Annotated in this window: 25 protein-coding genes, 2 tRNA genes and 1 pseudogene; 14 read left to right on the top strand and 14 right to left on the bottom strand. The window is 68.5% G+C overall.

Annotated elements, in window-relative coordinates; translation table 11 throughout:
• Window positions 1-276: 276 nt before the first annotated feature.
• Entirely contained in the window at window positions 277-1,410 is a 1,134-nt protein-coding gene (locus QQY66_RS24445; protein ID WP_301982455.1) for an acyl-CoA dehydrogenase family protein, read from the top strand.
• A gap of 148 nt (window positions 1,411-1,558) precedes the next feature.
• Here the strand turns inward: QQY66_RS24445 and QQY66_RS24440 are convergent, their stop codons facing one another.
• The 4 genes from QQY66_RS24440 to QQY66_RS24425 all read right to left on the bottom strand — a co-directional run bounded on the left by QQY66_RS24440 (window position 1,559) and on the right by QQY66_RS24425 (window position 5,164).
• Window positions 1,559-1,888, bottom strand: coding sequence for a rhodanese-like domain-containing protein (locus tag QQY66_RS24440; protein ID WP_301987479.1), 330 nt, complete (start codon window positions 1,886-1,888; stop codon window positions 1,559-1,561).
• 244 nt (window positions 1,889-2,132) lie between these two features.
• Entirely contained in the window at window positions 2,133-3,038 is a 906-nt protein-coding gene (locus QQY66_RS24435) for a hypothetical protein (protein ID WP_301982454.1), read from the bottom strand.
• A 184-nt stretch (window positions 3,039-3,222) separates the two neighbouring features.
• Window positions 3,223-4,668, bottom strand: a complete 1,446-nt coding sequence (locus QQY66_RS24430; RefSeq protein WP_301987478.1) for a DUF2252 domain-containing protein — start codon at window positions 4,666-4,668, stop codon at window positions 3,223-3,225.
• Window positions 4,669-4,801: 133 nt separating this feature from the next.
• Window positions 4,802-5,164, bottom strand: a complete 363-nt coding sequence (locus QQY66_RS24425) for a helix-turn-helix domain-containing protein (protein WP_301982453.1) — start codon at window positions 5,162-5,164, stop codon at window positions 4,802-4,804.
• 123 nt (window positions 5,165-5,287) lie between these two features.
• On the opposite strand from QQY66_RS24425, the gene QQY66_RS24420 reads away from it, so the two are divergent.
• Window positions 5,288-5,941, top strand: a complete 654-nt coding sequence (locus QQY66_RS24420) for an FMN-dependent NADH-azoreductase (RefSeq protein ID WP_301982452.1) — start codon at window positions 5,288-5,290, stop codon at window positions 5,939-5,941.
• A gap of 127 nt (window positions 5,942-6,068) precedes the next feature.
• On the opposite strand, the gene QQY66_RS24415 is transcribed toward QQY66_RS24420, so the two are convergent.
• Window positions 6,069-6,152: transfer RNA gene (locus tag QQY66_RS24415), tRNA-Leu, on the bottom strand.
• Between the two features lie 472 nt (window positions 6,153-6,624).
• Between QQY66_RS24415 and QQY66_RS24410 the strand changes: the two genes are divergently transcribed.
• The 9 genes and pseudogenes from QQY66_RS24410 (at window position 6,625) to QQY66_RS24370 (ending at window position 16,742) form a co-directional block, all read left to right on the top strand.
• Window positions 6,625-7,485 (top strand): DUF3662 and FHA domain-containing protein, encoded by an 861-nt coding sequence (locus QQY66_RS24410; protein ID WP_301982451.1) that lies wholly within the window; start codon window positions 6,625-6,627, stop codon window positions 7,483-7,485.
• Window positions 7,486-7,495: 10 nt separating this feature from the next.
• The gene (locus QQY66_RS24405) at window positions 7,496-8,014 is read left to right on the top strand and encodes an FHA domain-containing protein (RefSeq protein ID WP_301982450.1); all 519 of its coding nucleotides are present in this window, start codon (window positions 7,496-7,498) and stop codon (window positions 8,012-8,014) included.
• 120 nt (window positions 8,015-8,134) lie between these two features.
• The gene (locus QQY66_RS24400) at window positions 8,135-9,673 is read left to right on the top strand and encodes a Stp1/IreP family PP2C-type Ser/Thr phosphatase (protein WP_301982449.1); all 1,539 of its coding nucleotides are present in this window, start codon (window positions 8,135-8,137) and stop codon (window positions 9,671-9,673) included.
• A gap of 27 nt (window positions 9,674-9,700) precedes the next feature.
• Window positions 9,701-11,137, top strand: a complete 1,437-nt coding sequence (locus QQY66_RS24395; RefSeq protein WP_301982448.1) for an FtsW/RodA/SpoVE family cell cycle protein — start codon at window positions 9,701-9,703, stop codon at window positions 11,135-11,137.
• The gene (locus QQY66_RS24390) at window positions 11,134-12,603 is read left to right on the top strand and encodes a penicillin-binding protein 2 (RefSeq protein WP_301982447.1); all 1,470 of its coding nucleotides are present in this window, start codon (window positions 11,134-11,136) and stop codon (window positions 12,601-12,603) included. The genes QQY66_RS24395 and QQY66_RS24390 overlap by 4 nt, the downstream gene beginning before the upstream one ends.
• Before the next feature lie 164 nt (window positions 12,604-12,767).
• Window positions 12,768-14,759, top strand: a complete 1,992-nt coding sequence (gene pknB / locus QQY66_RS24385; RefSeq protein ID WP_301982446.1) for a Stk1 family PASTA domain-containing Ser/Thr kinase — start codon at window positions 12,768-12,770, stop codon at window positions 14,757-14,759.
• 229 nt (window positions 14,760-14,988) lie between these two features.
• Window positions 14,989-15,447: a hypothetical protein gene (locus QQY66_RS24380; RefSeq protein WP_301982445.1), complete on the top strand. Its 459-nt coding sequence runs from the start codon at window positions 14,989-14,991 to the stop codon at window positions 15,445-15,447.
• Between the two features lie 227 nt (window positions 15,448-15,674).
• On the top strand, window positions 15,675-16,034 hold the full coding sequence (locus QQY66_RS24375; protein ID WP_301982444.1) for a hypothetical protein: 360 nt from the start codon (window positions 15,675-15,677) through the stop codon (window positions 16,032-16,034).
• Window positions 16,015-16,742, top strand: a pseudogene (locus tag QQY66_RS24370) (restriction endonuclease). The gene QQY66_RS24375 and the pseudogene QQY66_RS24370 overlap by 20 nt, the downstream one beginning before the upstream one ends.
• Here QQY66_RS24370 and QQY66_RS24360 read toward each other — a convergent pair.
• Genes QQY66_RS24360 through QQY66_RS24335 form a run of 6 tightly spaced genes read right to left on the bottom strand, consistent with a single transcriptional unit; the run spans window position 16,651 to window position 21,076 of the window.
• Window positions 16,651-17,415: a class E sortase gene (locus QQY66_RS24360; RefSeq protein ID WP_301982442.1), complete on the bottom strand. Its 765-nt coding sequence runs from the start codon at window positions 17,413-17,415 to the stop codon at window positions 16,651-16,653. The pseudogene QQY66_RS24370 and the gene QQY66_RS24360 overlap by 92 nt on opposite strands.
• Window positions 17,416-17,421: 6 nt before the next feature.
• A complete protein-coding gene (locus tag QQY66_RS24355; protein WP_301982441.1) occupies window positions 17,422-18,738 on the bottom strand; it encodes a class E sortase in 1,317 nt (438 codons plus the stop codon).
• Window positions 18,735-19,373 (bottom strand): aminodeoxychorismate/anthranilate synthase component II, encoded by a 639-nt coding sequence (locus tag QQY66_RS24350; RefSeq protein WP_301982440.1) that lies wholly within the window; start codon window positions 19,371-19,373, stop codon window positions 18,735-18,737. Before QQY66_RS24350 ends, QQY66_RS24355 begins: the two co-directional genes overlap by 4 nt.
• Window positions 19,370-19,567, bottom strand: coding sequence for a hypothetical protein (locus QQY66_RS24345; RefSeq protein WP_210573855.1), 198 nt, complete (start codon window positions 19,565-19,567; stop codon window positions 19,370-19,372). The genes QQY66_RS24350 and QQY66_RS24345 overlap by 4 nt, the downstream gene beginning before the upstream one ends.
• A gap of 17 nt (window positions 19,568-19,584) precedes the next feature.
• Window positions 19,585-20,277: a class E sortase gene (locus QQY66_RS24340; protein WP_301982439.1), complete on the bottom strand. Its 693-nt coding sequence runs from the start codon at window positions 20,275-20,277 to the stop codon at window positions 19,585-19,587.
• 19 nt (window positions 20,278-20,296) lie between these two features.
• Window positions 20,297-21,076, bottom strand: a complete 780-nt coding sequence (locus QQY66_RS24335) for a DUF881 domain-containing protein (RefSeq protein WP_301982438.1) — start codon at window positions 21,074-21,076, stop codon at window positions 20,297-20,299.
• 142 nt (window positions 21,077-21,218) lie between these two features.
• Here QQY66_RS24335 and crgA point away from each other — a divergent pair, with 142 nt between their 5' ends.
• Window positions 21,219-21,473: a cell division protein CrgA gene (gene crgA, locus QQY66_RS24330; RefSeq protein ID WP_301982437.1), complete on the top strand. Its 255-nt coding sequence runs from the start codon at window positions 21,219-21,221 to the stop codon at window positions 21,471-21,473.
• Window positions 21,474-21,729: 256 nt separating this feature from the next.
• Here the strand turns inward: crgA and QQY66_RS24325 are convergent, their stop codons facing one another.
• Both QQY66_RS24325 and QQY66_RS24320 read right to left on the bottom strand, forming a co-directional pair.
• Window positions 21,730-22,632 (bottom strand): rhomboid family intramembrane serine protease, encoded by a 903-nt coding sequence (locus QQY66_RS24325; RefSeq protein WP_301982436.1) that lies wholly within the window; start codon window positions 22,630-22,632, stop codon window positions 21,730-21,732.
• A gap of 110 nt (window positions 22,633-22,742) precedes the next feature.
• The gene (locus QQY66_RS24320; protein ID WP_301982435.1) at window positions 22,743-23,276 is read right to left on the bottom strand and encodes a peptidylprolyl isomerase; all 534 of its coding nucleotides are present in this window, start codon (window positions 23,274-23,276) and stop codon (window positions 22,743-22,745) included.
• Between the two features lie 319 nt (window positions 23,277-23,595).
• On the opposite strand from QQY66_RS24320, the gene QQY66_RS24315 reads away from it, so the two are divergent.
• Window positions 23,596-24,297, top strand: a complete 702-nt coding sequence (locus QQY66_RS24315; RefSeq protein ID WP_301982434.1) for a DUF5324 family protein — start codon at window positions 23,596-23,598, stop codon at window positions 24,295-24,297.
• 422 nt (window positions 24,298-24,719) lie between these two features.
• On the opposite strand, the gene QQY66_RS24310 is transcribed toward QQY66_RS24315, so the two are convergent.
• Window positions 24,720-24,792 (bottom strand) — tRNA-Ala (locus QQY66_RS24310).
• A gap of 182 nt (window positions 24,793-24,974) precedes the next feature.
• On the opposite strand from QQY66_RS24310, the gene QQY66_RS24305 reads away from it, so the two are divergent.
• On the top strand, window positions 24,975-25,523 hold the full coding sequence (locus tag QQY66_RS24305) for a DNA-binding protein (RefSeq protein WP_210573411.1): 549 nt from the start codon (window positions 24,975-24,977) through the stop codon (window positions 25,521-25,523).
• Window positions 25,524-25,544 lie beyond the last annotated feature (21 nt).

Genomic DNA, 25,544 nt, shown 5'->3' with positions numbered 1-25,544 from the left:
GGCTGGTCGCTCCCCCACTCTCGGCTCCGCTCGAGCGGGGAGACCCCCATCGCGGCAGAGCCGCATATCCACACAGCCCCGCGCCCCTTCAGGGCGCTGCCGAACCGCAGCCGACTTCGCCCGACCCACTTGGTTCCGTGACCCGGTGCTGCCCGGCCGTTCCTTCGTCAGGGCCGTCACCCGTCACCCGACGCCGCCCGCCCGTTCCCTTCTCCTAGAACCTGTTCTATCTTGACGCTCCGTCAGGTCAGCGGATCCGCCGGAGGGACAGGGACTGTGGACTTCACCTTCACCGAGGAGCAGCAGGCGGCGGCCGAGGCGGCGCGGGGAGTGTTCGGCGGGGTCGCGCCGGATGCCGTGCCGAGCCCGGCGCTGACCCTGGGGGCCGTGGCCGACGACTTCGACCGGGAGCTGTGGGCCAGGCTCGCCGACGCGGATCTATTGAGCCTGCTCCTCGCCCCGGAGTACGGCGGGGCGGGCCTCGACGCTGTCGCGCTGTGCCTCGTCCTGCGGGAGTCGGCGAAGGTGCTGGCGAGGGTGCCGCTGCTGGAGAGCTGCGCGGCAGTTGCGGCCGTACAGGCTTATGGCGGCGAGGAGTTGAGGTCCGAGCTGCTGACGCGGGCGGGGCGGGGTGAGGTGGTCCTGACGGTCGCCGCCGCCGGCCGTACCGGGCACGACCCCGCCGAACTCGCCGTCACCGCACGCCAGGAGGGCGACCACTGGACGCTGGACGGGATGCAGACGGCGGTGCCCTGGGCGTACAACGCGGACTTCGTCCTCGTACCGGCCCGGACGGACGCCGACCGGACCGTCCTTGCGGTAGTGCCCCGGGTCCACGAAGGGGTGGTGCTCGCCGAGCAGTTCTCCACGAACGGGGAGCGGCTGGCCGAACTGCGCCTGGACCGCGCGCGGATCGCGGCCCGCGATGTCATCGACGCCGATGGCGCCTGGGAGTGGCTGCGCGACCTGCTGGCCACCGGAACCTGCGCGCTGGCCCTCGGGCTCGGCTCCCAGGTACTGCGGATGACCAGCGAATACACCGGCAAGCGGGAGCAGTTCGGGTTCCCGGTGGCCACGTTCCAGTCGGTCGCCGTGCAGGCCGCCGACCGCTATATCGACCTGCGCGCGATGGAGGCCACGCTGTGGCAGGCCGCATGGCGGATCGCGTCGGGGGCACCGGGGGCGCTGCCTGCCGCCGGGGACGTGGCCGTCGCGAAGATCTGGGCGGGGGACGGCGTACGGCGGATCGTGCAGACCGCGCAGCATCTGCACGGCGGTTTCGGTGCCGACACCGACTATCCGCTGCACCGGTACCACGCCTGGGCCAAGCACCTGGAGCTGTCGCTCGGCCCGGCGGCGGCACACGAGGAAGCGCTGGGCGATCTGCTCGCGGCGCATCCGCTGGGCTGACACGCCGACACCGCCGCCCGAGCCGCAAAGCCCTGGCGACCGCCGACCGAGCAGCGATGCCAGGGCGACCGCCGCGCCCACGTCACGGAGCCCGAGGGCCTGGAGGCCGAGGGGCCTGGAGCCCCAGCGCCTGTTCCTGCGGGCCGGCCTAGAGGACGTACCCGGGCTGTCCCTGGTCCGTCACGACCGGTCGGCCCGCGTGCGCCCACATCTCCATGCCGCCGTCGACGTTCACGGCGTCGACGCCCTGCTGCACGAGGTACATCGTGACCTGGGCCGAACGTCCGCCGGAACGGCAGATCACATGGACCCGGCCGTCCTGCGGCGCCGCCTCGGTCACCTCGCCGTACCGGGCCACGAACTCGCTGATGGGGACGTGCAGTGCCCCTTCGGCGTGACCCGCCTGCCACTCGTCGTCCTCGCGGACGTCCAGCAGGAAGTCGCCGTCCTTGAGGTCTGCGACCTCGACCGTGGGCACACCAGCTCCGAAACTCATGCCCCCGACGCTACCGGACCGTCCGCACGGCCCGACGGCGCCGAGCGCTCCGCGGGAAGTGCGGCGAGAGGTCGTCGGTCGTCTGCGGGTCCGGCGTGGCTGGTCGCTCCCCCACTCTCGACTTCGCTCGAGCGGGGGGACCCCCATCGCGGCGGAGCCGCAAATCGATACAGCCCCGCGCCCCTTTGCGGCACTGTCGATCCGCAGCCGACTTCGCCAGGGTCGGTCAGCGCAGCAGCTCCGCCAGCTTCGCCTCGCGCTCGGCGACCTGGGCCAGCAGCTGCTCGGCGACCTCCTCCAGGAGGCGGTCGGGGTCGTCCGGGGCGAGCCGGAGCATGGCGCCGATCGCGCTCTCCTCCAGTTCCCGGGCGACGACGGCGATCAGTTCCTTGCGCTGGGCGAGCCATTCGAGGCGGGCATAGAGCTCCTCGGCGGGGCTCGGGTGCCGCTCCTCGGGGACCGGTCCGGCGGCCCACTCCGCGGCCAGCTCTCGCAGCAGCGCCTCGTCGCCACGGCCGTAGGCGGCGTTGACCCGCGTGATGAACTCCTCACGCCGTTTGCGCTCGCCCTCCTCCTGCGCCAGGTCGGGGTGGGCCTTGCGGGCCAGCTCGCGGTAGAGCTTGCGGGCCTCGTCGCTGGGGCGCACCCGCTGCGGAGGCCGTACCGGCTGCTCGGTGAGCATCGCGGAGGCCTCCTGGGACAGCCCCTCCCCGTCCATCCAGCCGTGGAACAGCTCCTCGACGCCCGGCATCGGCATGACGCGCGCCCGCGCCTCGTCCGCCTTGCGCACGTCCTCGGGGTCGCCGGTGCGGGCGGCCACGGCCTCGGCGATCTGCGCGTCCAGTTCGTCGAGCCGGGCGTACATCGGGCCGAGCTTTTGGTGGTGCAGCCGCGAGAAGTTCTCCACCTCCACCCGGAAGGTCTCCACCGCGATCTCGTACTCGATGAGCGCCTGCTCAGCAGCCCGCACAGCCCGCTCCAGCCGCTCCTCGGGGCGGGGAGCGGCGTCTTCGGACGCGGCACCGGCGTCGTCGAGCCCGGGCGCACCCTCCTCGGCCTCGGGCAGGCCGTCCTGCGGCGTCACCCCCGCCTCTCCGGCGACGCCACCCTGCTCAGCTTCCGACCTCGTCACGCGACCAGCGTAGGCCACGCCTCGGCCGACCCCGACGGTCCAAGCGCCCGCACGGTCCACAGCCCTCCGCCACTGAAAGCAAGCGCAGCGAACGCTCATCGAAAGTCAAGCCCGCCGAGTGCCAGACCCAGCGCACACCAAGCCCAAGATCAGCCGCCGAACGCCGCGCCCCGCAGATCCCCGGTCACACCCCCGTCTCCGCCGCGACCCGCCCCGCCCGCACCGCCGCCACCAGCTCCGCGTGGTCCGCCTCCGTACGGTCGGCATAGGCCACCGCGAAGGTCGCCATCGCCTCGTCCAGTTCCTCGTTCTTGCCGCAGTAGCCGGAGATGAGGCGGGGGTCGGCGCTGTGGGAGTGGGCGCGGGCCAGGAGAGCGCCGGTCATACGGGCGTAGTCGTCTATCTGGTCGGTGGAGAGGGCGGCGGGGTCGACGCTGCCCTTGCGGTTGCGGAACTGGCGTACCTGGAAGGGGCGGCCGTCGACCGTCGTCCAGCCCAGCAGGATGTCGCTGACGACCTGCATCCGCTTCTGGCCCAGCACCACACGGCGGCCCTCGTGGTCCACCTGGGGTGCCTCGAACCCCGCCGTCACCAGGTGCGGAACCAGCACCGAGGGCCTGGCCTCCTTCACCTGCAGCACCAGCGGCTCGCCTCGGTGGTCCAGCAGCAGGACGACGTACGACCGCGTGCCCACGCTGCCCGTGCCGACCACCCGGAAGGCCACGTCGTGCACCGCGTGCCGGGCCAGCAGGGGGAGGCGGTCCTCGGAGAGCGTCGTCAGATACTCCTCCAGGGACACCGCCACGGCCGCCGCCTCCGCGTCCGGCACCTGCCGCAGCACCGGAGGGGCGTCGACGAAGCGCCGCCCGCCGTCCTCGGTCGGCACCGTCGACCGCTCCGCGAAGCGCCCGCTGGTGTTGGCCCGTGCCTTCTCGGCGACCCGCTCCAGCGTGCCGAGCAGGTCATGGGCGTCGGTGTGGGAGACGAGCTCCTCGTCCGCGATGGCGTTCCACGCGTCCAGAACCGGGAGCTTGGCCAGCAGCCGCATGGTGCGGCGGTAGGAGCCGACCGTGTCGTGCGCCGCCTTGCGGCCGGTGTCCTCGTCGGCGCCCGCCTCCCGGGCCGCGAGCACCAGCGAGGCGGCGAGCCGCTTGAGGTCCCACTCCCAGGGGCCGTGGACCGTTTCGTCGAAGTCGTTCAGGTCGATGACCAGGCGGCCGCGTGCGTCGCCGTAGAGCCCGAAGTTGGCCGCGTGGGCGTCGCCGCAGATCTGGGCGCGGATCCGGGTCATGGGGGTGCGGGCCAGATCGTAGGCCATCAGGCCCGCGGAGCCGCGCAGGAAGGCGAAGGGCGTCGCCGCCATGCGGCCGATCCGCAGCGGCGTGAGTTCGGGAAGCCGGCCGCGGCTGGACTCCTCGACCGCGCTCACCATGTCGGGGCGGGAGCCGTCCAGGTCGAGCGCGGCGTGTGTGCTCCGCGGCACCAGCCTGCGCAGCGCCTTGCCCTCTTCCTTCGGCGACTGAGCCCCCGCAGCGGACCACTCCGCGAAACCCCGCACGCCCGGCAGTCGGCGCACCGCCCCGGCCTCCACGACAGCCCCCTGGACCGCCTCAGCCGAACCCGCATCCACCTGGGTCACAACGACCGCCTCCCCCGCACGCGCACGAACATCAACTCGTGCCGACCGTACAACCGGCAGCCAGAACGCGTCAGACCCTGTGGACAACTCCACAGCTGTGGAAAACCGTCCTCCGCGCCCGGGACTAACAGCCGCCGTCCCGCTCGCCCTCCGGCAGATGCTTCTCCGCCCACTCCCCGAGCTCCCGCAGGGCGGGCCCCAGCGCCGCTCCCGCCTCCGTCAGCCGGTAGGAAACCCGCAGCGGCGGACCCGTGTCGACCTCGCGCACCAGGAGTCCCGCGGCGCCGAGTTCGGTGAGCCGGTCGGAGAGCATGCGCTCGCTGATCCCGGGGACGGCCCGGCGCAGATCGGCGAAGTGCGCGGGCTGTTCCACCAGCACGGACACGATCGGGCCGGTCCAGCGCTTGCCGAGCAGCTGGAAGACACGGGTGATGCCGCCGTCCACCCGCTTGCACGTCGATTCGTCGTGAATCCGCTCACCCGCCATGGGTTTCAGGGTACTGCCCCGACGTATGGAGGTGAAAAAAAGTAAGGGACTGTGCTATCCATAGTCGAGTACGAATTATTAGCCCGCCGTTCCCGTGCGGGCACCGCTCTCCTTGGAGACCCCATGGCCACGCTTCTCCACATCGACTCGTCCGTGTTCCCCAGCGGCGCCTCCGCGTCCCGAGCCGTCACGGACGCCTTCCGCAAGACCTGGGAGGAACAGCACCCCGAGGGCACGGTGATCTACCGCGATCTCTCCGTGAGCCCCGTGCCGCACATCACCGCCGACGCCCACACCGCCGGCTTCGCCGACCCGGCCGCGCACAGCCCCGGGCAGGCGGCCGCCTTCGCGGAGCGCCTGCAGCTGATCGAGGAGCTGGAGCAGGCGGACGCCGTGCTGATCGGCGCCCCGATGTACAACTACGCGATCCCGTCCACCCTGAAGGCCTGGCTGGACCATGTGATCCTGATGGGCCGCACCGCGGCCAGCGAGGACTCGAAGGTCAAGGGCACCCCGGTCACCGTGGTCGCCAGCCGCGGCGGCTCCTATGCCCCGGGCACCCCGCGCGAGGGCTTCGAGTACGTGCAGAACTACCTGTCGGCGATCTTCGCCGACGCCCTCGCCATGGACCTCGACTTCATCGTCCCGGAGCTCACCATGGCCCCGCACAACCCGGCGATGGCCGAGCTGGTCCCCCTCTTCGAGGCCTCCCGCGAACGCGCCCTCGACGACGCCGCCGCCAAGGCCAAGAAGCTGGCGCAGCGCTTCGCCGCGTAACAGCCTCCGAGGGCGTCCACAGGGTGAGTCAGCGGTGTGATTGTCCTCTCACCCGCGGCCCCTCGTCCCGCCCGTCCGGGGAACGCAAAAGCCCCGCAGGTCCGAGACCTGCGGGGCTTTTGTCCGGTGCGCGAGGGGGGAGTTGAACCCCCACGCCCTTGCGGGCACTGGAACCTGAATCCAGCGCGTCTGCCTATTCCGCCACCCGCGCATTGGGTGTGTCCTCGGGCCCTTCCCCCTTGGGTTCGGCGCCCTTCGACACGCAGAACATTAGCACGCCGGCCAGGGTGGGTTCACATCCCTTATCCCTGGGAAGCCGCCGACCAGCGACGTCTGTGCCGTCGGCCGGACCGGGCGGCAAACCTCCGAACCCCGGGCTACGTATCAACGTGTACCGGTTCACGTATCAACCTCGTACCGGTACCGGCCGTCTCCCCAGGAGCCGGTCGGGGTCCACAGTCAGGTGCGGGACACTTGTCTGCGGCCGCCTCTACGATCCTTGGCAGGACTGTGTCCCCGAGGGAGTTCGAAGGGGACCTGAGGAGGGAACTTCGTCAGGCGTCGACAACCGCCGACTGGGCCGACAGGGGGAACCAGCCGATTCACCGGCGCGTGGATACGATCAGTAAGCAGTACCAGGTAAGAAGCAGTACACAGGACGACAGCCTAGGAGGAGGTGCCCCATGGGAGTCCTGAAGAAGTTCGAGCAGCGTCTCGAAGGTCTGGTCAACGGCACCTTTGCCAAGGTCTTCAAGTCCGAGGTGCAGCCCGTGGAGATCGCGGGCGCGCTCCAGCGCGAGTGCGACAACAACGCCACCATCTGGAACCGCGACCGCACCGTCGTACCCAATGACTTCATCGTGGAGCTGAGCACGCCGGACTTCGAGCGGCTCAGCCCCTACTCCGGCCAGCTCGGCGACGAGCTCGCCGGCATGGTGCGCGACTACGCCAAGCAGCAGCGCTACACCTTCATGGGCCCCATCAAGGTCAACCTGGAGAAGGCGGACGACCTCGACACCGGCCTGTACCGGGTGCGCAGCCGTACGCTCGCGTCCTCCACCGACCAGCAGGCCCCGGCAGGCGCCCCCGCGGCCCCGCCCGCCGCCGGACGACCCGGCGGCGGGTACGGCTACCCGCAGCCCGCCGCGCCCGCGGGCGCCCCGCCCATGCCCTCCGCGCCGCCGCCCGGCGGCCGCCCCGGCGGTTACGGGTACCCGCAGCCCGCGGGCGGCCAGCGTCCCGCGGCCCCCGCGGCCGGCGGCCGTACCCGCTACTGGATCGAGATCAACGGCACCCGCCATCAGATCTCCCGCGCGACGCTGGTGCTGGGCCGCAGCACCGAGGCCGACGTGCGGATCGACGACCCCGGCGTCTCCCGCCGGCACTGCGAGATCCGGACCGGAACGCCCTCGACGATCCAGGATCTCGGGTCCACCAACGGCATCGTGGTGGACGGGCAGCACACCACCCGCGCTACGCTCCGCGACGGCTCGCGGATCGTCGTGGGCAGCACCACCATCATTTACCGGCAAGCCGAAGGGTGAAGCGGGGGCAATGTCAGAGCTGACCCTCACGGTCATGCGGCTGGGTTTCCTGGCCGTACTGTGGCTGTTCGTGATCGTGGCCGTGCAGGTCATCCGCAGCGACCTGTTCGGAACGCGCGTCACGCAGCGCGGCTCACGGCGGGACGCGAGCCGGCAGCAGCAGGCCGCCGCCCGTCAGGCGGCGCCTCCGCAGCAGCGCCAGCAACCCGCCGCCGGCGGTCGCAGGGGCCGTAACGCCCCGACGAAGCTCGTGGTGTCCGAGGGCACCCTCACCGGCACGACCGTCGCGCTGCAGGGCCAGACCATCACCCTCGGCCGGGCACACGACAGCACGATCGTGCTGGACGACGACTACGCCTCCAGCCGCCATGCCAGGATCTACCCGGACCGCGACGGCCAGTGGATCGTCGAGGACCTGGGCTCCACCAACGGCACGTACCTGGACCGGTCCCGGCTGACGACCCCCACACCGATCCCGCTGGGCGCGCCGATCCGCATCGGCAAGACCGTCATCGAGCTGCGGAAGTAGTACGACAATGAGCGAGCGGAGCGAGCACGCAGCGGCGGTCCACACCCCGGACCCCGGCGCGCTCCCGACCGGAGGGTGGGCACCGTGCGGATGTACCCGGAGCCGACGGGCGAGGTGCGCATGAGTCTGTCACTGCGCTTCGCCGCCGGATCGCACAAAGGCATGATCCGGGAGGGCAACGAGGACTCCGGATACGCCGGGCCCCGCCTGCTCGCCATCGCCGACGGCATGGGCGGCGCCGCGGCCGGCGAGGTCGCCTCCTCCGAGGCGATCTCCACGATCGTCGCCCTCGACGACGACGTCCCCGGCTCCGACATCCTCACCTCGCTCGGCACCGCCGTACAGCGCGCCAACGACCAGCTGCGCGCCATGGTCGAGGAAGACCCGCAGCTTGAGGGCATGGGGACCACCCTCACCGCCCTGCTGTGGACCGGGCAGCGGCTCGGGCTCGTGCACGTCGGCGACTCGCGCGCGTATCTGCTCCGCGACGGCGTCCTCACCCAGATCACGCAGGACCACACCTGGGTGCAGCGGCTCGTCGACGAGGGCCGCATCACCGAAGAGGAAGCCACCACCCACCCCCAACGCTCCCTGCTGATGCGGGCGTTGGGCAGCGGCGACCACGTGGAGCCCGACCTCTCCATCCGCGAAGTCCGCGCCGGCGACCGCTACTTGATCTGCTCCGACGGCCTGTCCGGCGTCGTCTCCCACCAGACGCTCGAGGACACCCTCGCCAGCTACCAGGGCCCCCAGGAGACCGTGCAGGAGCTGATCCAGCTCGCGCTGCGCGGCGGCGGACCCGACAACATCACCGTCATCGTCGCCGACGTCCTCGACCTGGACACCGGCGACACCCTCGCCGGGCAGCTCTCCGACACCCCGGTCGTGGTCGGCGCGGTCGCCGAGAACCAGCACCAGCTGCACGACAACGGCATCATGCAGACCCCGGCCGGACGCGCCTCAGGCCTCGGCCGTCAGGTCCCCGGCCAGGGCGGCGGCGAGTTCGGCCCGCCCGGCTCCGGCGACACCACCGGCTACATGCCCGAGGGCAGCTTCGGGGACTACACCGACGACGACTTCGTCAAACCGCGGCGGCGCGGCAGGTGGCTGAAAAGATCCCTCTACGGCGCCCTCGCGCTCGCCGTCATCGGCGGCGGGCTCTACGGCGGCTGGCGCTGGACACAGACGCAGTACTTCGTCGGCGTCAACGACGAGCATGTCGCCCTGTACCGCGGCATCAGCCAGGACCTGGCCTGGGTCTCGCTGTCGGACGTGGAGAAGGACCACCCCGAGATCGAACTCAAGTACCTGCCGCCGTACCAGCAAAAACTCGTCGAGGGCACGATCGCCGAGGGCGACCTGAAGCAGGCCCAGAAGAAGATCGACGAACTGGCCGTGCAGGCGTCCGCGTGCAAGAAGCGGTCCGAGCAGCAGACGGCCGAGAGCGAGAACAACTCCACGACCGGCCAGGGCGAGGCCGGAGGCACCACGGGAACCACCCGTTCCTCCTTCACGTCCAAAGCGACACCGACACCCACCAATCCGCCGGGGTCGACGGCTCCGAATCCATCCACGTCCCCGACCGCACCCACCCCCACGCCCGGCCCGACTCTCTCGGAGGAAGAGCAGAAGGTCGTCTCGCAGTGCGGTACGCAGTAGGCAAGCCGTGAGAGGCCCCGTCACACGATGAGCAGTTCTCCCAACACGTCGACGCACCACACGTCCACGATCGGCTCGATCGGCACCCCGAGCCGGCGCAACACCGAGCTCGCCCTGCTGGTGTTCGCCGTCCTCATCCCGGTCTTCGCCTACGCCAACGTCGGCCTCGCCATCAACGACCAGGTCCCGGCCGGCCTGCTGAGCTACGGCCTGGGCCTCGGCCTCCTGGCCGGCGTCGCCCATCTCGTCGTACGCAAGTTCGCACCGTACGCGGACCCCCTGATGCTGCCCCTGGCCACGCTGCTCAACGGACTCGGGCTCGTCGCGATCTGGCGGCTGGACCAGTCCGAGCTGCTGAACGAGATCGGCGTGGCCGGCGGCAAGGCGACCAACCAGCTGCTGTACACGGCCATGGGCATCGCGCTGTTCGCCGTCGTGATGATCTTCCTCAAGGACCACCGGGTCCTGCAGCGCTACACCTACATCTCCATGGTCGGCGCGCTGATCCTGCTGCTCCTGCCGCTCGTCCCGGGCCTGGGACTGAACGTCTTCGGCGCCAAGATCTGGATCAAGATCGGCTCCTTCACCATCCAGCCCGGCGAGTTCGCGAAGATCGTCCTCGCGGTCTTCTTCGCCGGCTACCTGATGGTCAAGCGCGACGCGCTCGCCCTCGCCAGCCGCCGCTTCATGGGCCTGTACCTGCCGCGCGGCCGCGACCTCGGCCCGATCCTCGTCGTCTGGGCGATCTCGATCCTCATCCTGGTCTTCGAGACCGACCTCGGTACGTCGCTGCTGTTCTTCGGAATGTTCATCATCATGCTGTACGTCGCCACCGAGCGGACCAGCTGGATCGTCTTCGGTCTGCTGATGTCCGCGGTCGGCGCCGTCGGCGTGGCCTCCTTCGAACCGCACATCAAGATGCGCGTCGACGCCTGGCTCGACCCGATGCGCGAGTACACGCTCAGCCAGGAGGGCGTCGTCGGCCACTCCGAGCAGGCGATGCAGGCGCTGTGGGCCTTCGGCTCCGGCGGCACCCTCGGCACCGGCTGGGGCCAGGGCCACTCCGAGCTCATCCGGTTCGCCGCCAACTCCGACTTCATCCTCGCCACCTTCGGCGAGGAACTGGGCCTGGCCGGCGTCATGGCACTGCTGCTGCTGTACGGCCTGATCGTCGAGCGCGGCGTGCGCACCGCTCTCGCCGCCCGCGACCCGTTCGGCAAGCTGCTCGCCATCGGCCTGTCCGGCGCCTTCGCGCTGCAGGTCTTCGTCGTCGCCGGCGGCGTCATGGGCCTGATCCCGCTGACCGGTATGACCATGCCGTTCCTGGCGTACGGCGGTTCCTCCGTCATCGCCAACTGGGCGCTCATCGGCATCCTGATCAGAATCAGCGACACCGCCCGCCGCCCGGCCCCGGCCCCCGCACCCAACCCCGACGCCGAGATGACCCAGGTGGTTCGCCCGTGAACAAGCCCCTGCGCCGGATCGCGATCTTCTGCGGACTGCTGATCCTCACCCTGCTCATCCGGGACAACTGGCTGCAGTACGCCCAGGCCGACAGCCTCAAGGAAGACCCCAAGAACCGCCGCGTCGCCATCGCCCGCTACGCCACCCCGCGCGGCGACATCATCGTCGACGGCAAGGCCATCACCGGCCACGCCACGACAAAGGGCGACTTCAAGTACAAGCGCACCTACAAGGACGGCGCCATGTGGGCGCCCGTCACCGGCTTCGTCTCCCAGGCCTACGGTGCCAACCAGCTGGAGTCCATCGAGGACGGCATCCTCACCGGCAACGACGACCGGCTCTTCTTCCGTAACACCCTCGACATGATCACCGGCAAGGCGAAGGAGGGCGGCAATGTCGTCACCACCCTCAACGCCGCCGCGCAGAAGGCCGCGTACGACGGTCTGAAGGCCCAGGGCGGCAAGGGCGCCGTGGCCGCCATAGAACCGTCCACCGGCAAGATCCTGGCGCTGGCCTCCTTCCCGTCGTACGACCCCTCGACGATCGCCGGCGGCAGCACCTCGGACGAAGAAGCGTGGAAGAAGCTCCAGAAGAAGGACAACCCCGACGACCCGATGCTGAACCGGGCGCTGCGCGAGGTCTACCCGCCCGGCTCCACCTTCAAGGTCGTCACCGCGGCCGCCGCGCTGGAGAACGGCCTGTACACGGACCCCGACAGCAAGACGGACTCGCCACTGCCGTGGACCATGCCGGGCACCACCACCGTGCTGAAGAACGAGGGGAACATCCCCTGCAAGAACGCGACGCTGCGGGTCGCCCTGCAGTACTCCTGCAACACCGTCTTCGGCAAGATCGGTTCCGACCTCGAGAACGAGAAGATGCTGGAAGAAGCCAAGAAGTTCGGCTTCACCGAGGAGCAGTTCACGCCGGTCCGCACCAGCGCGTCCGTCTTCTCCGACGACATGAACAAGTCGCAGACCGCGCTGTCCTCCATCGGCCAGTTCAACACCGCCGCGAGCCCGCTGCAGATGGCCATGGTCGCCTCGGCCGTAGCCAACGACGGTGAGCTGATGAAGCCGTACATGGTCGACGAGCTCCAGGCGCCGAACGTCGACCCCGTCGAGAAGACCGAGCCCGAGCCGATGAGCCGCCCGCTGTCGGCGAAGAACGCGCAGATCCTCCAGTCGATGATGGAGACCGTCGTCTCCGACGGCACCGGCAAGAACGCACAGATCGACGGCGTCACCGTGGGCGGCAAGACCGGTACCGCCCAGCACGGTGTCGACAACAGCAAGAACCCGTACGCCTGGTTCATCTCCTACGCCAAGACCGACCAGGGCTCACCGGTCGCCGTGGCCGTGGTCATCGAGGACGAGAACGCAGTCCGTGACGACATCTCCGGTGGTGGCCTCGCGGCGCCCATCGCGAAGAGCGTGATGGAGGCGGTCATCGACAGCAAGCGGTGAGACCCCCGTCACGTCGCAGCGCACGTTGCGATACCGGTCCTGTATCGGCTGACGGGCTTGGCCAGGTCACACAAAGCGAGCCGGGTACGGTAGGCCCGGACGGCAGCCTCCGATCCGCACACGAGTGCGGATCGGGACCGACGGAGAGGGCTGGTAGGTAGCTTATGGAAGAGCCGCGTCGCCTCGGCGGCCGGTATGAGCTGGGCCAGGTGCTCGGCCGCGGTGGCATGGCGGAGGTCTACCTCGCCCATGACACCCGCCTCGGCCGCACCGTGGCAGTGAAGACGCTGCGCGCGGACCTCGCACGCGATCCGTCCTTCCAGGCCCGCTTCCGCCGGGAGGCCCAGTCGGCCGCCTCGCTCAACCACCCCGCGATCGTGGCGGTCTACGACACGGGCGAGGACTACATCGACAACGTGTCGATCCCGTACATCGTCATGGAGTACGTCGACGGCTCCACGCTCCGTGAGCTGCTGCACTCCGGCCGCAAGCTGCTGCCGGAACGCGCCATGGAGATGACCATCGGCATTCTCCAAGGCCTGGAGTACGCCCACCGCAACGGCATCGTCCACCGCGACATCAAGCCCGCCAACGTCATGCTGACGCGCAACGGCCAGGTCAAGGTGATGGACTTCGGCATCGCCCGCGCCATGGGCGACTCCGGCATGACGATGACCCAGACAGCCGCCGTCATCGGCACCGCACAGTACCTGTCGCCGGAGCAGGCGAAGGGCGAGCAGGTGGATGCCCGCTCGGACCTCTACTCGACCGGCTGCCTGCTCTACGAGCTCCTGACGGTCCGCCCGCCCTTCGTGGGCGACTCCCCGGTGGCGGTCGCCTACCAGCACGTACGGGAAGAGCCCCAGGCCCCCTCCGTCTTCGACCCCGAGATCACGCCCGAAATGGACGCGATCGTCCTGAAGGCGCTGACCAAGGACCCCAACTACCGCTACCAGTCCGCCGACGAGATGCGCGCCGACATCGAGGCCTGCCTCGACGGCCAGCCCGTCGCCGCCACGGCGGCAATGGGTTCCGTCGGCTACGGCGGCTACCCGGACGACCAGCCGACCACCGCCCTGCGCTCCGCCGACGCCGGCGCCACCTCGATGCTGCCGCCGATGAACCCGGACGACGGCGGCTTCGGCTACGACGACCGCCCGGACCGGCGACGCCAGAAGAAGTCGAACACATCGACGATCTTGCTGGTCCTCGCGGGTGTGCTGGTGCTGGTCGGTGCGGTGCTCATCGGCAAGTGGGTGGTCGACGGCTCCGGCGGCGCGAGCAACGACACCGTGGCGGTGCCGAACTTCGTGGATCTGACGCTGGAAGACGCCCAGAAGCAGGCCAAGAACGCGGAGCTGACCCTCGACCCCACGAACAAGGCGTGCGAGAACACGCCCAAGGGATCCATCTGCTCCCAGAACCCCCAGGCCCCGACTGAGGTCAAGAAGGGCAGCAGCGTCGAGGTCGTGGTGTCCACGGGGGCGCCGAAGGTGGCCGTACCGAGCGTCCTCGGCGAGGACTTCGACAAGGCCAAGGAAACGCTCGAAGGCGACAAGTACCAATTCAAGGTCGAGAAGAAGGAAGAGGTCTCGACCGAGACGGAGGGCACGGTCCTGAAGCAGGACCCGGAACTCGGCGAGGAAGTCGAGAAGGGCACCACGATCACCCTCACGGTCGCCAAGGCCGAGGAGAAAGCCACGGTCCCGGACGTCACCGGCGAGTCCTGCGACGCTGCCAAGGCGCGGATGGAGCAGAGCAACCTCACCGGCAACTGCGTCGAGGTCGACACCGCCGACCCGAACCTGGTCGGCAAGGTCATCAACACCACGCCGACGGCCGGCTCCTCGCTCGACAAGGGCTCCACGGTCCAGATCAACATCGGCAAGGCCCAGCAGCAGACCCAGGTCCCGGACGTCCGCAACCAGACGGTCGCTCAGGCCAGGCAGCTGCTCCAGTCACGCGGCTTCACGAACATCCAGTTCGCGGACGGCAGCGACCAGAGCGACACGGCCATCGTGATCGACCAGGACCCCAACGAGAACACCGGCGTCGACGACCCCGCCGGCACGACGGTCACCCTCACGACCGTCGGCTTCGGCAACGGCGGCAACAACGGCAACGGCGGCTTCATCGGGGGGAACGACAACGAGTAGCAGGTAGGGCCCGCTGGGAAGCGGGACGCTCGCACGGCCCGGCACCCCTGAAGGGTGCCGGGCTTCTGTGTTCTCAGGCGAGTGCCCAGTGCCGAAGATCACAGGTGGCCATGTGTCAACTCGTCTACTTTTCAGCGGGGTTGGCGATCTTGCAGGCCATCATGAGCACCGAATACCTTCACCTTGCACTTGTCACACACATACCCCCGCTCATCTCCAGGAGATCAGCATGCGTAAGACCATGTCCACGCTGTTCGCCACATTGGCGCTGTTCATCGGCGGACTCGTCATGGCCCCCACGGCGAGCGCCGCAGGGTACGGCTGCTCCGGCAACCTGATCGATACCTACGACGTCAAGACCAGCGGCGGTGTCAAGTACGGCGTGGTCTACCTCTACTACAGCACGGCCAACGGCGGCACCAACTGCGCTGTCACGGTGGACACTTACTTCGGTACCAGCACCACCAAGCACATGGCCATCTTCATCGGCCGGTGTGCCGCTGGAAGCGTGGAAGGCCAGTCGTGTTCGCAGGACCAGTACACTTCCGACTCCGGCAGATACACGTCGTACGCGGGCCCCCGCTCCGTCACGGGTGCGGCGAGCCGTTGCGTCACGCTGAACGGGGTCATACACAACCCGTCCGGCACTTCGCTGGCGCAAGTGGTGACGCTCGCGGTGCACTGCTGACAGCCTCATCGTCCACAGGTCGTGCCCCCGGCGAGTTCGCCGGGGGCACGACCTGTAGTTCCTGTGAGACCAGCTATCCACAGCCCCGCTCCAGCCCAGCCGACGTGGTCGCACCAGAATTTCGCCTGTCGATCGCGTCTTCTTATTTCACGACTCGTTGATCGGGTGGGGTGGGGTTTCAGAGCTCTGCCCCGGCCGTACGGCCACGATCGACGAAAGGGCAGAACGTGATCAGCGAACAGGCTCTACTGGAATCGCAGGCCCTGCGCGGCAGCGTGCTCGACCGCACGGACGTGCTGGACAGAGTGAAGGTGCTGTCGCTGCTGCCGGACGGGATGCATGTGACTACGGCGATGGCGGCGGCGTACTTCGGTGTCGCTGTTGAGGCGATCCGCCAGTTGACCAAGCGCCACCGCGAAGAGTTGGAAGTCAACGGCATGGTCGTACTGCGAGGTGCTGACCTGCGGAAATTCGAGAGTGACAACATGTCACTCTCGTTGGGCAGTTATCCACAGGCACGCCGGAGCCTCACCATTTACTCCCGCCGAGCCGTCAATCAACGTCGCCATGCTCCTCCGCGACAGTGAAGTCGCCCGCCAGGTGCGCACGTATCTCCTCGACATGGAGTACCTGGCGCGCACACAGCCTGTGGAAAACCCAGCTCCCGCTGACGCCGTCTCCCTCGACGACCGCATCGACCAGCGCATCACCCACATCCTCGGCAAGACCGTCGTCCCCATGTTCAACGCGCTGATCGAAACGTCCGGTGAGCACCGCAGGGAGCTGATCGCTCTGCGCACGGAGGTCCAGCGCATCGAGCGGCGACTGCAACAGCACCACGCCCGACTGCAAAGACTGGAGAGCCCGCGCGAGGACCGGCCCCTCGCCGGAGTCATGGCATCCATGGACGCCATGAACGGCCGCGAGTTCGAGAAACACGTCGCCGAACTGCTGCGTCGCGACGGCTGCACCAACGTCGTCGTACAGGGCGGTCGGAATGACCGGGGAGTCGACATCATCGCCCTCACGGCCGACGGCGGCGCCTCGTCGTCCAGTGCAAGAGGTTCGCGCCCTACCTCGCCATCACCAGCTCCGAGGTCCAGAAGTTCGTCGGGGCAGCCAAGGTTCTTTACGCCTCGGAAGTGGCCCTATTCGTAGCGACGTGCCCCTTCACCCCTGACGCCCTGAGGGCCCCCGGCACCACTACCGCAGTTCCTCCGGCGGCGTCCGCTCCCGATCCACCTTCTCCACCCGCTCCAACTCCCCCCACACCACATACCGATACCGAGACGTGAACACCGGCGTGCAGGTCGTCAGCGTGATGTATTTGCCGGCCTTCTCCTTGCCCGACTCCTTCGGGATGGGCGAAAGCACCTTGACGTTGTACTTCGAGGTCTCGGGCAGGACGGCGTAGACCTTGTAGATGTACCAATTGTCCTTCGTCTCGAAGACGATCGGGTCGCCCTTCTCGATCTTGTCGATCTTGTGGAACTTGGCGCCGTGGCCGTCACGGTGCGCGGCGAGGCTGAAGTTGCCGTTCTTGCCGCTGGTGGGGAGGGCGGCCTTGACGGGGTCGACGTAGTAGCCGGCGACGCCGTCGTTGAGGATCTTCGAGGACGTGCCCTTCTCGACGAGGATCTCGCTCTTGCTCATCGCGGGGACATGCAGGAAGCCGATGCCGTTCTTGCTGTCGAAGGCGACGGGGCCGGAGTCGCTGTCGCGGGCCCAGGTGTCGCGGACCTTGTCGGCCTGCTTGTCGGCCTCCCGGTCCGCGATGACGTTCGTCCACCACAGCGAGTAGACGACGAACAGACCGAGCACCAGGCCCGCCGTGATGAGGAGCTCACCGAAGACACTGACCGCCATGGCGATCCGCCCAGGGCCGCGGCGGCGCGGGGCGGGCGCGGATCCGGGCGCGTCGGTGCGCTCTGCGTGCTCGGTGTCGTCAGTGGTCGCTGCCACGTTCATCCGCCCTTACGAGACGAGCGCATCCGGCTTCCCCTTGCTGCGCGGCCGTTCCTCGACCATCTTGCCCCAGACGATCATCCGGTACTTACTGGTGAACTCCGGCGTGCACGTCGTCAGCGTGATGTAGCGGCCGGGCGCGGTGAAACCGCCGTCCTTGGGCACGGGATCCAGCACGCTCACATTGCTCGGCGAGGTCACCGGCAGAATCGACGCCATCTTGTAGACGTAGTACGTGTCCTGCGTCTCGACGACGATCGGATCGCCCGGCTGAAGCTTGTTGATGTACCGGAACGGCTCGCCGTGCGTATTGCGATGCCCCGCCAGTCCGAAGTTGCCGGTCTTCGCACTGGGCATCGCCGTCTTCAGCGCGCCCTCGCCGTAGTGGCCGACCATCCCCTTGTCGAGCACCTTCTTGTTGCTGACGCCCTCGGCGATCGGCACCACCACGTCCAGCTTCGGGATGTACAGAAGGGCGAAGCCCTGCCCCGGCTCGAAGGTCCCCGGGGCGCGCTTCCCGCTCGCCCAGTCCTGCTGGAGGTTGCTCGCCTCCTTCCCGGCCTGCGCATGCGCCCGGACGTTCGTCCACCACAGCTGGTAGGTGACGAACAGCAGCATCAGCACGCCGGTGGTGATGAACACCTCACCGATCGCCCGGCTGGCCATGACACCGGCGCTCGGCTTGTTCGCCCGCGCCCGCCGACGAGCCTCCACGCGCGAGAGCGGCCGCTCGTCCTCCGCCTCGGCCGGCGACGACGCCTCCCGCGGCTCCCGCGCCCCGCCATGCCGCCCGTGACGGCCCTTGGCTGCCTTTCTGCGGGCCGCTCGGCCACCCGGGGCGGGTCCGGTGGCCGACGGGGCAGAGGAAGCGCCAGAAGCCGATATGGACTCGCCGCCGGCTGTCGGAGGGAGATCGGGTATCCGCAGGGCGACGGTCTCCTCATCGACGGGAGGCAGGAAGGCCTCACCGCCCGGCGGTATGGAGGGTCCGTCCACTGGGGTGTCATACGAGGATGCGTCGACGGGCGTGCGATACGAGGCGCCATCGACGGAAGCCTGATACGACGGCGCGTACGGCTCCTGCGCCGCGTAGGCATGCGCCTCCTCCGCCCCGTACGCCTGCGGCTCCTGGCCGTACCCCTCCTGCATTCCTTGGCCGTACGTTCCCTGCCCGCCCTGCCGGTCCTCGCCCCGCCGGTCCTCGCCCTGCCAGTCCTCGAACGCACCCGGCGCCCCGTACGGCTGCTCGCCGTACGAGGTGCCCTGGTCGCCGGCGTTGCCATAAGCGGCCGCGCCGGACTCGCGCTCGGGGCGCAGGGCGGTCACGCCGTGGCCCTGCCCACCACCGGTGCGAGCCCCGCCGACCTCGCCACCGCACCCTGGTCACCGCACTCCACCAGCCAGTTGGCCAGCATCCGGTGACCGTGCTCGGTCAGCACCGACTCAGGGTGGAACTGCACACCCTCGACCGGGAGTTCACGGTGACGCAGGCCCATGATGATGCCGTCGTGCGTACGGGCGGTGACCTCCAGCTCGGCCGGGACCGTCTCCGGCTCGGCCGCCAGGGAGTGGTAGCGGGTCGCCGTGAAGGGCGACGGCAGGCCCGCGAAAACGCCCTCGCCCCGATGCTCGACCAGCGACGTCTTGCCGTGCAGCAGCTCGGGCGCACGGTCCACGACACCGCCGTACGCCACCTGCATCGACTGCATGCCGAGGCAGACGCCGAAGACGGGCACCCCGGTGGCGGCGCAGTGGCGGACCATGTCCACACAGACCCCGGCGTGCTCCGGCGTACCCGGACCCGGCGACAGCAGCACCCCGTCGAAACCGTCCTGGGCGTGCGTCGTCGACACCTCGTCGTTGCGCAGGACCTCGCACTCGGCGCCCAGCTGGTACAGGTACTGGACCAGGTTGAAGACGAAGCTGTCGTAGTTGTCGACGACGAGAATGCGCGCGCTCACTGGTTGTCCACCGTCACATCGTTGAAGGGAAGCAGCGGTTCAGCCCACGGGAAGACGTACTGGAAGAGGACGTAGACCACGGCCACGACCAGCATGAGCGAGATCAGCGCCTTCACCCATGCGTTCCCCGGCAGATGCCGCCAGATCCAGCCGTACATGCCGTCCCTTCCGTCGCACCACGGCACCAGACTCACGCCGTACCCGCACCAGACTAACGGCGCAGGGCCTCTGGTTTCCCGGCCTCCACAGGCTGGGTGGAGTCGAGGTGAGCCCAGACGATCAGCCGGTGGCTGTGTCCCCACTCCGGATCGCAGGTGGTCAGCGTGAGATAGCGCCCCGTACGTGTGTACCCCGATTTACGTGGCACAGGATCGATCACCTCAACGTCGGTGGGAACGGTTTTGTAGGGCCCTTTGTCGATTCTGTACGTGAACCACGTCGCCCCGTCCGTCAGCACCACCGCATCCCCCGCCCTCAGCTCGGGAAAGTCCTTGAACGGGTCTCCATACGTGCGCCGATGTCCCGCGACCGAGAAGTTGCCCTTCTGACCGAGCTGGGCAGTGCGCGCGTAGTGACCGAGGCCCTTCTTGAGGGTGCCGGTGGCGGTGCCTTCGAGCACGGGCTTGTTCCACGTGAAACCAAGACGCGGGATGTACATGATCGCGAAAGGCTTGCCACTCTCATACGGAGCCGGCTCCGCCGGGGTGGCTGAAGCGCCGGGGGCCGCCGACGGCGCGGGCCGCACCGCCCCGCGCGCCCACTGCTCCTCGAGCTGGTCGATCTGGTCGCCCATGACATTGTCGGCCTTCACGCCGGTCCAGAACAGCACATGGACGACGAACAGGACTATCAACGTGCCCACGGTGATACAGAGTTCGCTGACAGTCCTGACGACGACGCGCACCGGCAGCTCCTGAACAGACTCACTCCACGGGCTGGGCGTACTGCAGATCCACTGTGCCCGAGTAGCCGGGCAGAGTCACCGCCCCGTCCTCCTCGACTTTCCAGCCGAGCCCGTAGACGTTGACGTACACCATGTAGTTCTGGATCGCCGGAGACGCGGTGAGCGCCTTCTGCAGCTTCTCCGGGTCCCCGACCGCCGTGATCTTGTACGGCGGCGAATAGACGCGACCCTGAAGAATCAGGGTGTTGCCCACACAACGCACGGCGCTGGTGGAGATCAGCCGCTGGTCCATGACCTTGATGCCCTCGGCGCCGCCCTGCCAGAGGGCGTTCACCACGGCCTGGAGGTCCTGCTGGTGGATGACCAGGTAGTCGGGCTGCGGCTCGGGATAGCCGGGGAGCTTGGCTGTGGCGTCCGGCGGAGCGTCATTGAGGGTGACCGTGATCGCCTCACCCGTGAGCTTCTGCGTACCCGCCTTCTTCTCCAGGCCCGCCAGCCTGTCGTCCTCGGCCTTGCTGCTGCCGTCGCCCCGCTCGGCAAGCGCGTCGATGTCGTCCCGCAGGCCCGCGTTGGACTCATCCAGCTCGCCGTTGTTGTGGCTGCGCTCGTGAATCAGGTCGGACAGCTTCAGCAAGGAGTCATCCGTACGGATATTGGTGCCTTTGGCAGTATTGAAACTGGTGAAGAAAATGAGCCCCGCGAGAGCGAACACACCCGCCGTGAGTACCCGCACCGGCCGGAAACGGCGTCCGCGGGCAGGGCTGGATCCCGTCCCGGGGGAGTCGGCAGAATTACTCAACGTACCCTTATCTCCTTCGGCGCCGCGGAAGCACTACGCTAACGGACGCCCGGGGGAGCACTAAGAGTCCCCTTGTACGCTGCCCCGGAGCCCGCCCCAGTTCCCTGCGCGGCCACGCAGCGCATCGACAGGAGAGACCCTCGTGCCGAAGTCACGTATCCGCAAGAAGGCCGACTACACGCCGCCGCCGGCGAAGCAGGCGACCGCCATCAAGCTCACCAGCCGCACCTGGGTCGCGCCGGTCATGCTGGCCATGTTCCTCATCGGCCTGGCATGGATCGTGGTGTTCTACGTCACGGACGGCTCGCTGCCCATCGACAGTTTCGACAACTGGAACATCGTCGTGGGCTTCGGCTTCATCGCGGCGGGATTCGGTGTCTCCACGCAGTGGAAGTAGCGGCCACGGCCCGGTGAATCCAGCTCTACCCAGGGCTATCCGCTGAGTTATCCACAGCGTCGTCCACAGTGTGGAAAGAACGACGATCTGTGGATAACCCATCGAGTGTTGACGCCGGTGTGACAGACCTACCGGCAATCGAAAGCACGTTCGCCCCCTTGCCTGACCTGCGGAAACGCAGGTCAGTTACAGGGGGCGCAGCTATTCCCACACAGCGTGCACAAGATCCGCCACAGACTGTGGATAATGCTGGGGATCAAGTGAGCTGGGCTGTCCTCAACAGAGTCACTCCGACGATCACGACCAGCAGCAGCACACAGCTGCCGTACTGGACGAGGTTCCGCCGCTCGCGGGGGGCGTGGACCATGGCGTAGCCGATCACGAGGCCGCCGACGAGTCCGCCGATGTGGGCCTGCCAGGCGATGTTGCTCCAGCCGAAGGTGAAGATCAGGTTGATCACCAGGAGGGCGATGATCGGCCGCATGTCGTAGTTCAGGCGGCGGACGAGGACGGCGGTGGCGCCGAAGAGGCCGAAGATGGCGCCGGATGCGCCGAGCGAGGCTGTGGTCGGGGATTCGAGCAGATAGGTCAGGGCGCTGCCCGCCAGGCCCGAGACCAGGTAGAGGGAGATGTAGCGGGCGCGGCCGAGGGCGGCTTCGAGGGGGCCGCCGAGCCACCAGAGGCTGAGCATGTTGAAGGCGATGTGCCAGGGGGCCTCGTGCGTGAACATCGAGGTGAACAGGCGGTACCACTCGCCCGCGGCGACGCCTTCGGTGGGTGTGAAGGGGGCGGGGGGCCATTCGCCGATGAGGACCAGGTCGTTCAGGAGCGACGACGATGACCGGACGGCGATGAAGACCGCGAGGTTGATCCCGATGAGGACCTTGGTGAGCAGTCGGGGGTCGGCGGTGACGGTACCGCCGGCGATGGTGCGGGGCCGGGATGCGGTGGGCGAGACGCCGGTGCCGGCGCCTTCACGGACGCAGTTGGGGCATTGGAAGCCGACGGAGGCGCTGACCATGCACTCGGGGCAGATGGGGCGCTCGCAGCGGGTGCAGCGCACACCGGTCTCGCGGTCCGGGTGTCGATAGCAGACAGGTGCGCTTTGCGCGGGGCCCTGGTCCTCCGGGCCCTGTGGGCTGCCTGGCGCCTGGTCCATGGGATCCCCTCGTGTCGTACGCAGATGAACCGCCCCGCCCATCCTTACGGATGAGCGGGGCGTTTGGTTCCCTGCGGGAGGTACCGGGCCCTTCGGGCCCGGGGTCTGTCCTAGCCTTCGCGGGTCTCGACGACGACCGACTCGATGACGACGTCGTTGAGCGGGCGGTCGGTGCGCGGGTTGGTCTGCGCGGACGCGATGGCGTCGATGATCTTCTGGCTCGCGCCGTCGGTGACTTCGCCGAAGATGGTGTGCTTGCGGTTCAGCCAGGTCGTCGGGGCGACCGTGATGAAGAACTGCGAGCCGTTGGTGCCCGGACCGGCGTTGGCCATGGCCAGGAGGTAGGGCTTGTCGAAGGAGAGGTCCGGGTGGAACTCGTCCTCGAACTGGTAGCCGGGTCCGCCGGTGCCGTTGCCCAGCGGGTCACCGCCCTGGATCATGAATCCGCTGATCACCCGGTGGAAGACCGTGCCGTCGTAGAGCTTGTTGGTGGACCGCTCGCCGGTGGCGGGGTCGGTCCATTCACGCTCGCCCTTGGCGAGCTCGACAAAGTTCCGGACCGTCTTGGGCGCGTGGTTCGGCAGAAGCCGGACTTCGATGTCGCCGCTGTTGGTCTTCAGGGTGGCGTAGAGCTGCTCAGCCACGATCTGCCTTCCGTTGTCTTCCTGTGACCCCCTGATCCTCGCATGGTCCACGCCGTACGTCGCCCGTCGCCCTGTTCCGCACCGGTTTGCCTGCGTGTCGCTTGGGAGAAATCCGGACGAGTGGCCTCGGGCCGGGGGCGCGCAGCGGCGATCCGTGGCATTGTCGACGACAAGCTCCTGTTGCCCCGTATTCATCCGCTATTGCACTTGATCCATGACCCGGATGCCCGCCCTCACATGCCGCGGGGCTTCCTTGCAGGCATGATCCGTAAAAGGGTGGATAGCCGAAATACCGTACGCCACCGAGGAGGAGGATCCCGTGACCCGCATCGACAGCGTGCGCGCCGCGACCGGCTCGGCGAAGGACAGCGTGCTGCACGCCGCGGAAGTGGTGGCGCCCTACGCCGACACGGCCAAGGACAGGGCCGCGCACTATGCGCACGAGGCACGCGTACGGCTCGCGCCGAAGGTGTCGCTGGCCGCCGAGCAGGCGCGCGCTCAGTACGGCACGCATGTCGTGCCGCGTCTGGAGCAGGCCCGCACACATGTACCGCCGAAGGTCGACCAGGCCGCCCATGAGGCCGCCGTCCGCACCCGCAAGGCTGCTCGGCAGGCCACCGACTACTCCAAGCCGCGGCTTGAGCAGGCGGTGGCTGTGGCCGCGCCTGTCAAGGACGAGGCCGCTGCTCGGAGTGCTGCCGCGCTGGCTGCGCTGCGCAGCCATGTCTCGGCCGAGGACATCCAGAAGTTGGCCCGTCGACACGAGCGGCGTGCTCGGGCCGGCCGGATCGCCAAGGCGCTGGCGGTTGCCGGCGTGTTGGCGGGCGGTGCTTTCGCCGCCTGGAAGTGGTGGGACAAGCAGGCCAACCCGGACTGGCTGGTCGAGCCGCCCGCCGCGACGGAGGTTCCCGAGGGTGGCCGGCTGACCTCGGTGGACGGCAGCGGTCAGTCCGTGCTCGATCCCGAGGTTCAGGCCAAGGAGGCTGAGGAGGAGGCCGCCAAGCGCGACGAGGGTCGGTGAGCGTTCCGGCCGGTCACGCCAACTGTGCGGTGGGGCGGGAGACTTGAGGGTCCCCCGCCCCACTGTGATGTTTCACGTGGAACAGGCATCGAGCCCGGGCATGCGTTTACACACGCCGCTCCCGATGACGTTTGCAACGGCCCTGGTGTGCAGGTTCGGCACAGACTTTCTTAACGCAACGTATTCCTCTGGCTACCTACAACCGTTCACACCAGCTCACACGGCCTGCACGCCGGAGCGCGCTCCGTCATACGCCGTCGGTCACGGCCGGCGACCGCTTCACCGCCTCCACCCGTCCCACCTCTTTGCGCAAAGAACTGCAACGCCATCGGACCGTCCCGCGTGACGCATATCACCCCTGGAAGCGGGCCCGACAAAAGGACCGGCCAGGCGCCGCTGAGGCGCCTGGCCGGTCCGAGGTGTGGAGCCTAGGGGAGTCGAACCCCTGACATCTGCCATGCAAAGACAGCGCTCTACCAACTGAGCTAAGGCCCCGGAAGATGAGCGTCCGACCGGAAGAACCACATACCGGCGGGCGCCGCAGACCAGAGTACCGGGTCGCCCCCCGTATCTCGCAAAAAGATTGGGGGTCCCGATGGACCGCCACTCTCCGTAAGATGCTCGGCGTGGTTCGCGACAGCGAACCGCCGTTTTGGGGAAAGCGATGGGGAGACGCAATGGACGCCGCACAGCAGGAAGCCACCGCAAGAGCGCGGGAACTGCAGCGGAACTGGTACGGGGAGCCGCTGGGGGCGCTCTTCCGTAAGCTGATAGACGATCTTGGCCTCAACCAGGCTCGTCTCGCGGGGGTACTGGGCCTGTCCGCACCGATGCTGTCGCAGCTGATGAGCGGCCAGCGGGCGAAGATCGGCAATCCCGCCGTGGTCCAGCGGGTGCAGCTGCTGCAGGATCTGGCGGGGCAGGTCGCGGACGGCAGCGTGAGTGCGGCCGAGGCGACCGAGCGCATGGAAGAGATCAAGAAGTCGCAGGGGGGCTCGGTGCTCAGCAACACCACGACCACGACCAGCAGTTCGGGGGCGCCCACGGTCAAGCGGGTGGTCCGCGAGATCCAGTCGCTGCTGCGCTCGGTGGCGGCGGCGGGAGACATCATCGAGGCGGCGGACACCCTCGCCCCGACCCACCCGGAACTGGCAGAGTTCCTCCGGGTGTACGGCGCGGGCCGCACCTCCGACGCGGTCGCGCACTACCAGTCCCACCAGAGCTGATCCGGCGCCCCGGTCACCGAA

Source organism: Streptomyces sp. DG2A-72, assembly GCF_030499575.1.
Classification (GTDB): Bacteria; Actinomycetota; Actinomycetes; order Streptomycetales; family Streptomycetaceae; genus Streptomyces.
Note: the sequence above shows the minus strand (reverse complement) of the source record. Positions and strands in the feature narration are given on the sequence as shown.

What these genes read in the sequence shown, in the direction of transcription:
- QQY66_RS24425 (WP_301982453.1), bottom strand. Translation starts at nt 5,164, where the DNA reads ATGGCGGGTGAGCGGATTCACGACGAATCGACGTGCAAGCGGGTGGAC.
- QQY66_RS24420 (WP_301982452.1), top strand. Translation starts at nt 5,288, where the DNA reads ATGGCCACGCTTCTCCACATCGACTCGTCCGTGTTCCCCAGCGGCGCC.
- QQY66_RS24410 (WP_301982451.1), top strand. Translation starts at nt 6,625, where the DNA reads ATGGGAGTCCTGAAGAAGTTCGAGCAGCGTCTCGAAGGTCTGGTCAAC.
- QQY66_RS24405 (WP_301982450.1), top strand. Translation starts at nt 7,496, where the DNA reads ATGTCAGAGCTGACCCTCACGGTCATGCGGCTGGGTTTCCTGGCCGTA.
- QQY66_RS24400 (WP_301982449.1), top strand. Translation starts at nt 8,135, where the DNA reads ATGAGTCTGTCACTGCGCTTCGCCGCCGGATCGCACAAAGGCATGATC.
- QQY66_RS24395 (WP_301982448.1), top strand. Translation starts at nt 9,701, where the DNA reads ATGAGCAGTTCTCCCAACACGTCGACGCACCACACGTCCACGATCGGC.
- pknB (WP_301982446.1), top strand. Translation starts at nt 12,768, where the DNA reads ATGGAAGAGCCGCGTCGCCTCGGCGGCCGGTATGAGCTGGGCCAGGTG.
- QQY66_RS24380 (WP_301982445.1), top strand. Translation starts at nt 14,989, where the DNA reads ATGCGTAAGACCATGTCCACGCTGTTCGCCACATTGGCGCTGTTCATC.
- QQY66_RS24360 (WP_301982442.1), bottom strand. Translation starts at nt 17,415, where the DNA reads ATGAACGTGGCAGCGACCACTGACGACACCGAGCACGCAGAGCGCACC.
- QQY66_RS24325 (WP_301982436.1), bottom strand. Translation starts at nt 22,632, where the DNA reads ATGGACCAGGCGCCAGGCAGCCCACAGGGCCCGGAGGACCAGGGCCCC.
- QQY66_RS24305 (WP_210573411.1), top strand. Translation starts at nt 24,975, where the DNA reads ATGGACGCCGCACAGCAGGAAGCCACCGCAAGAGCGCGGGAACTGCAG.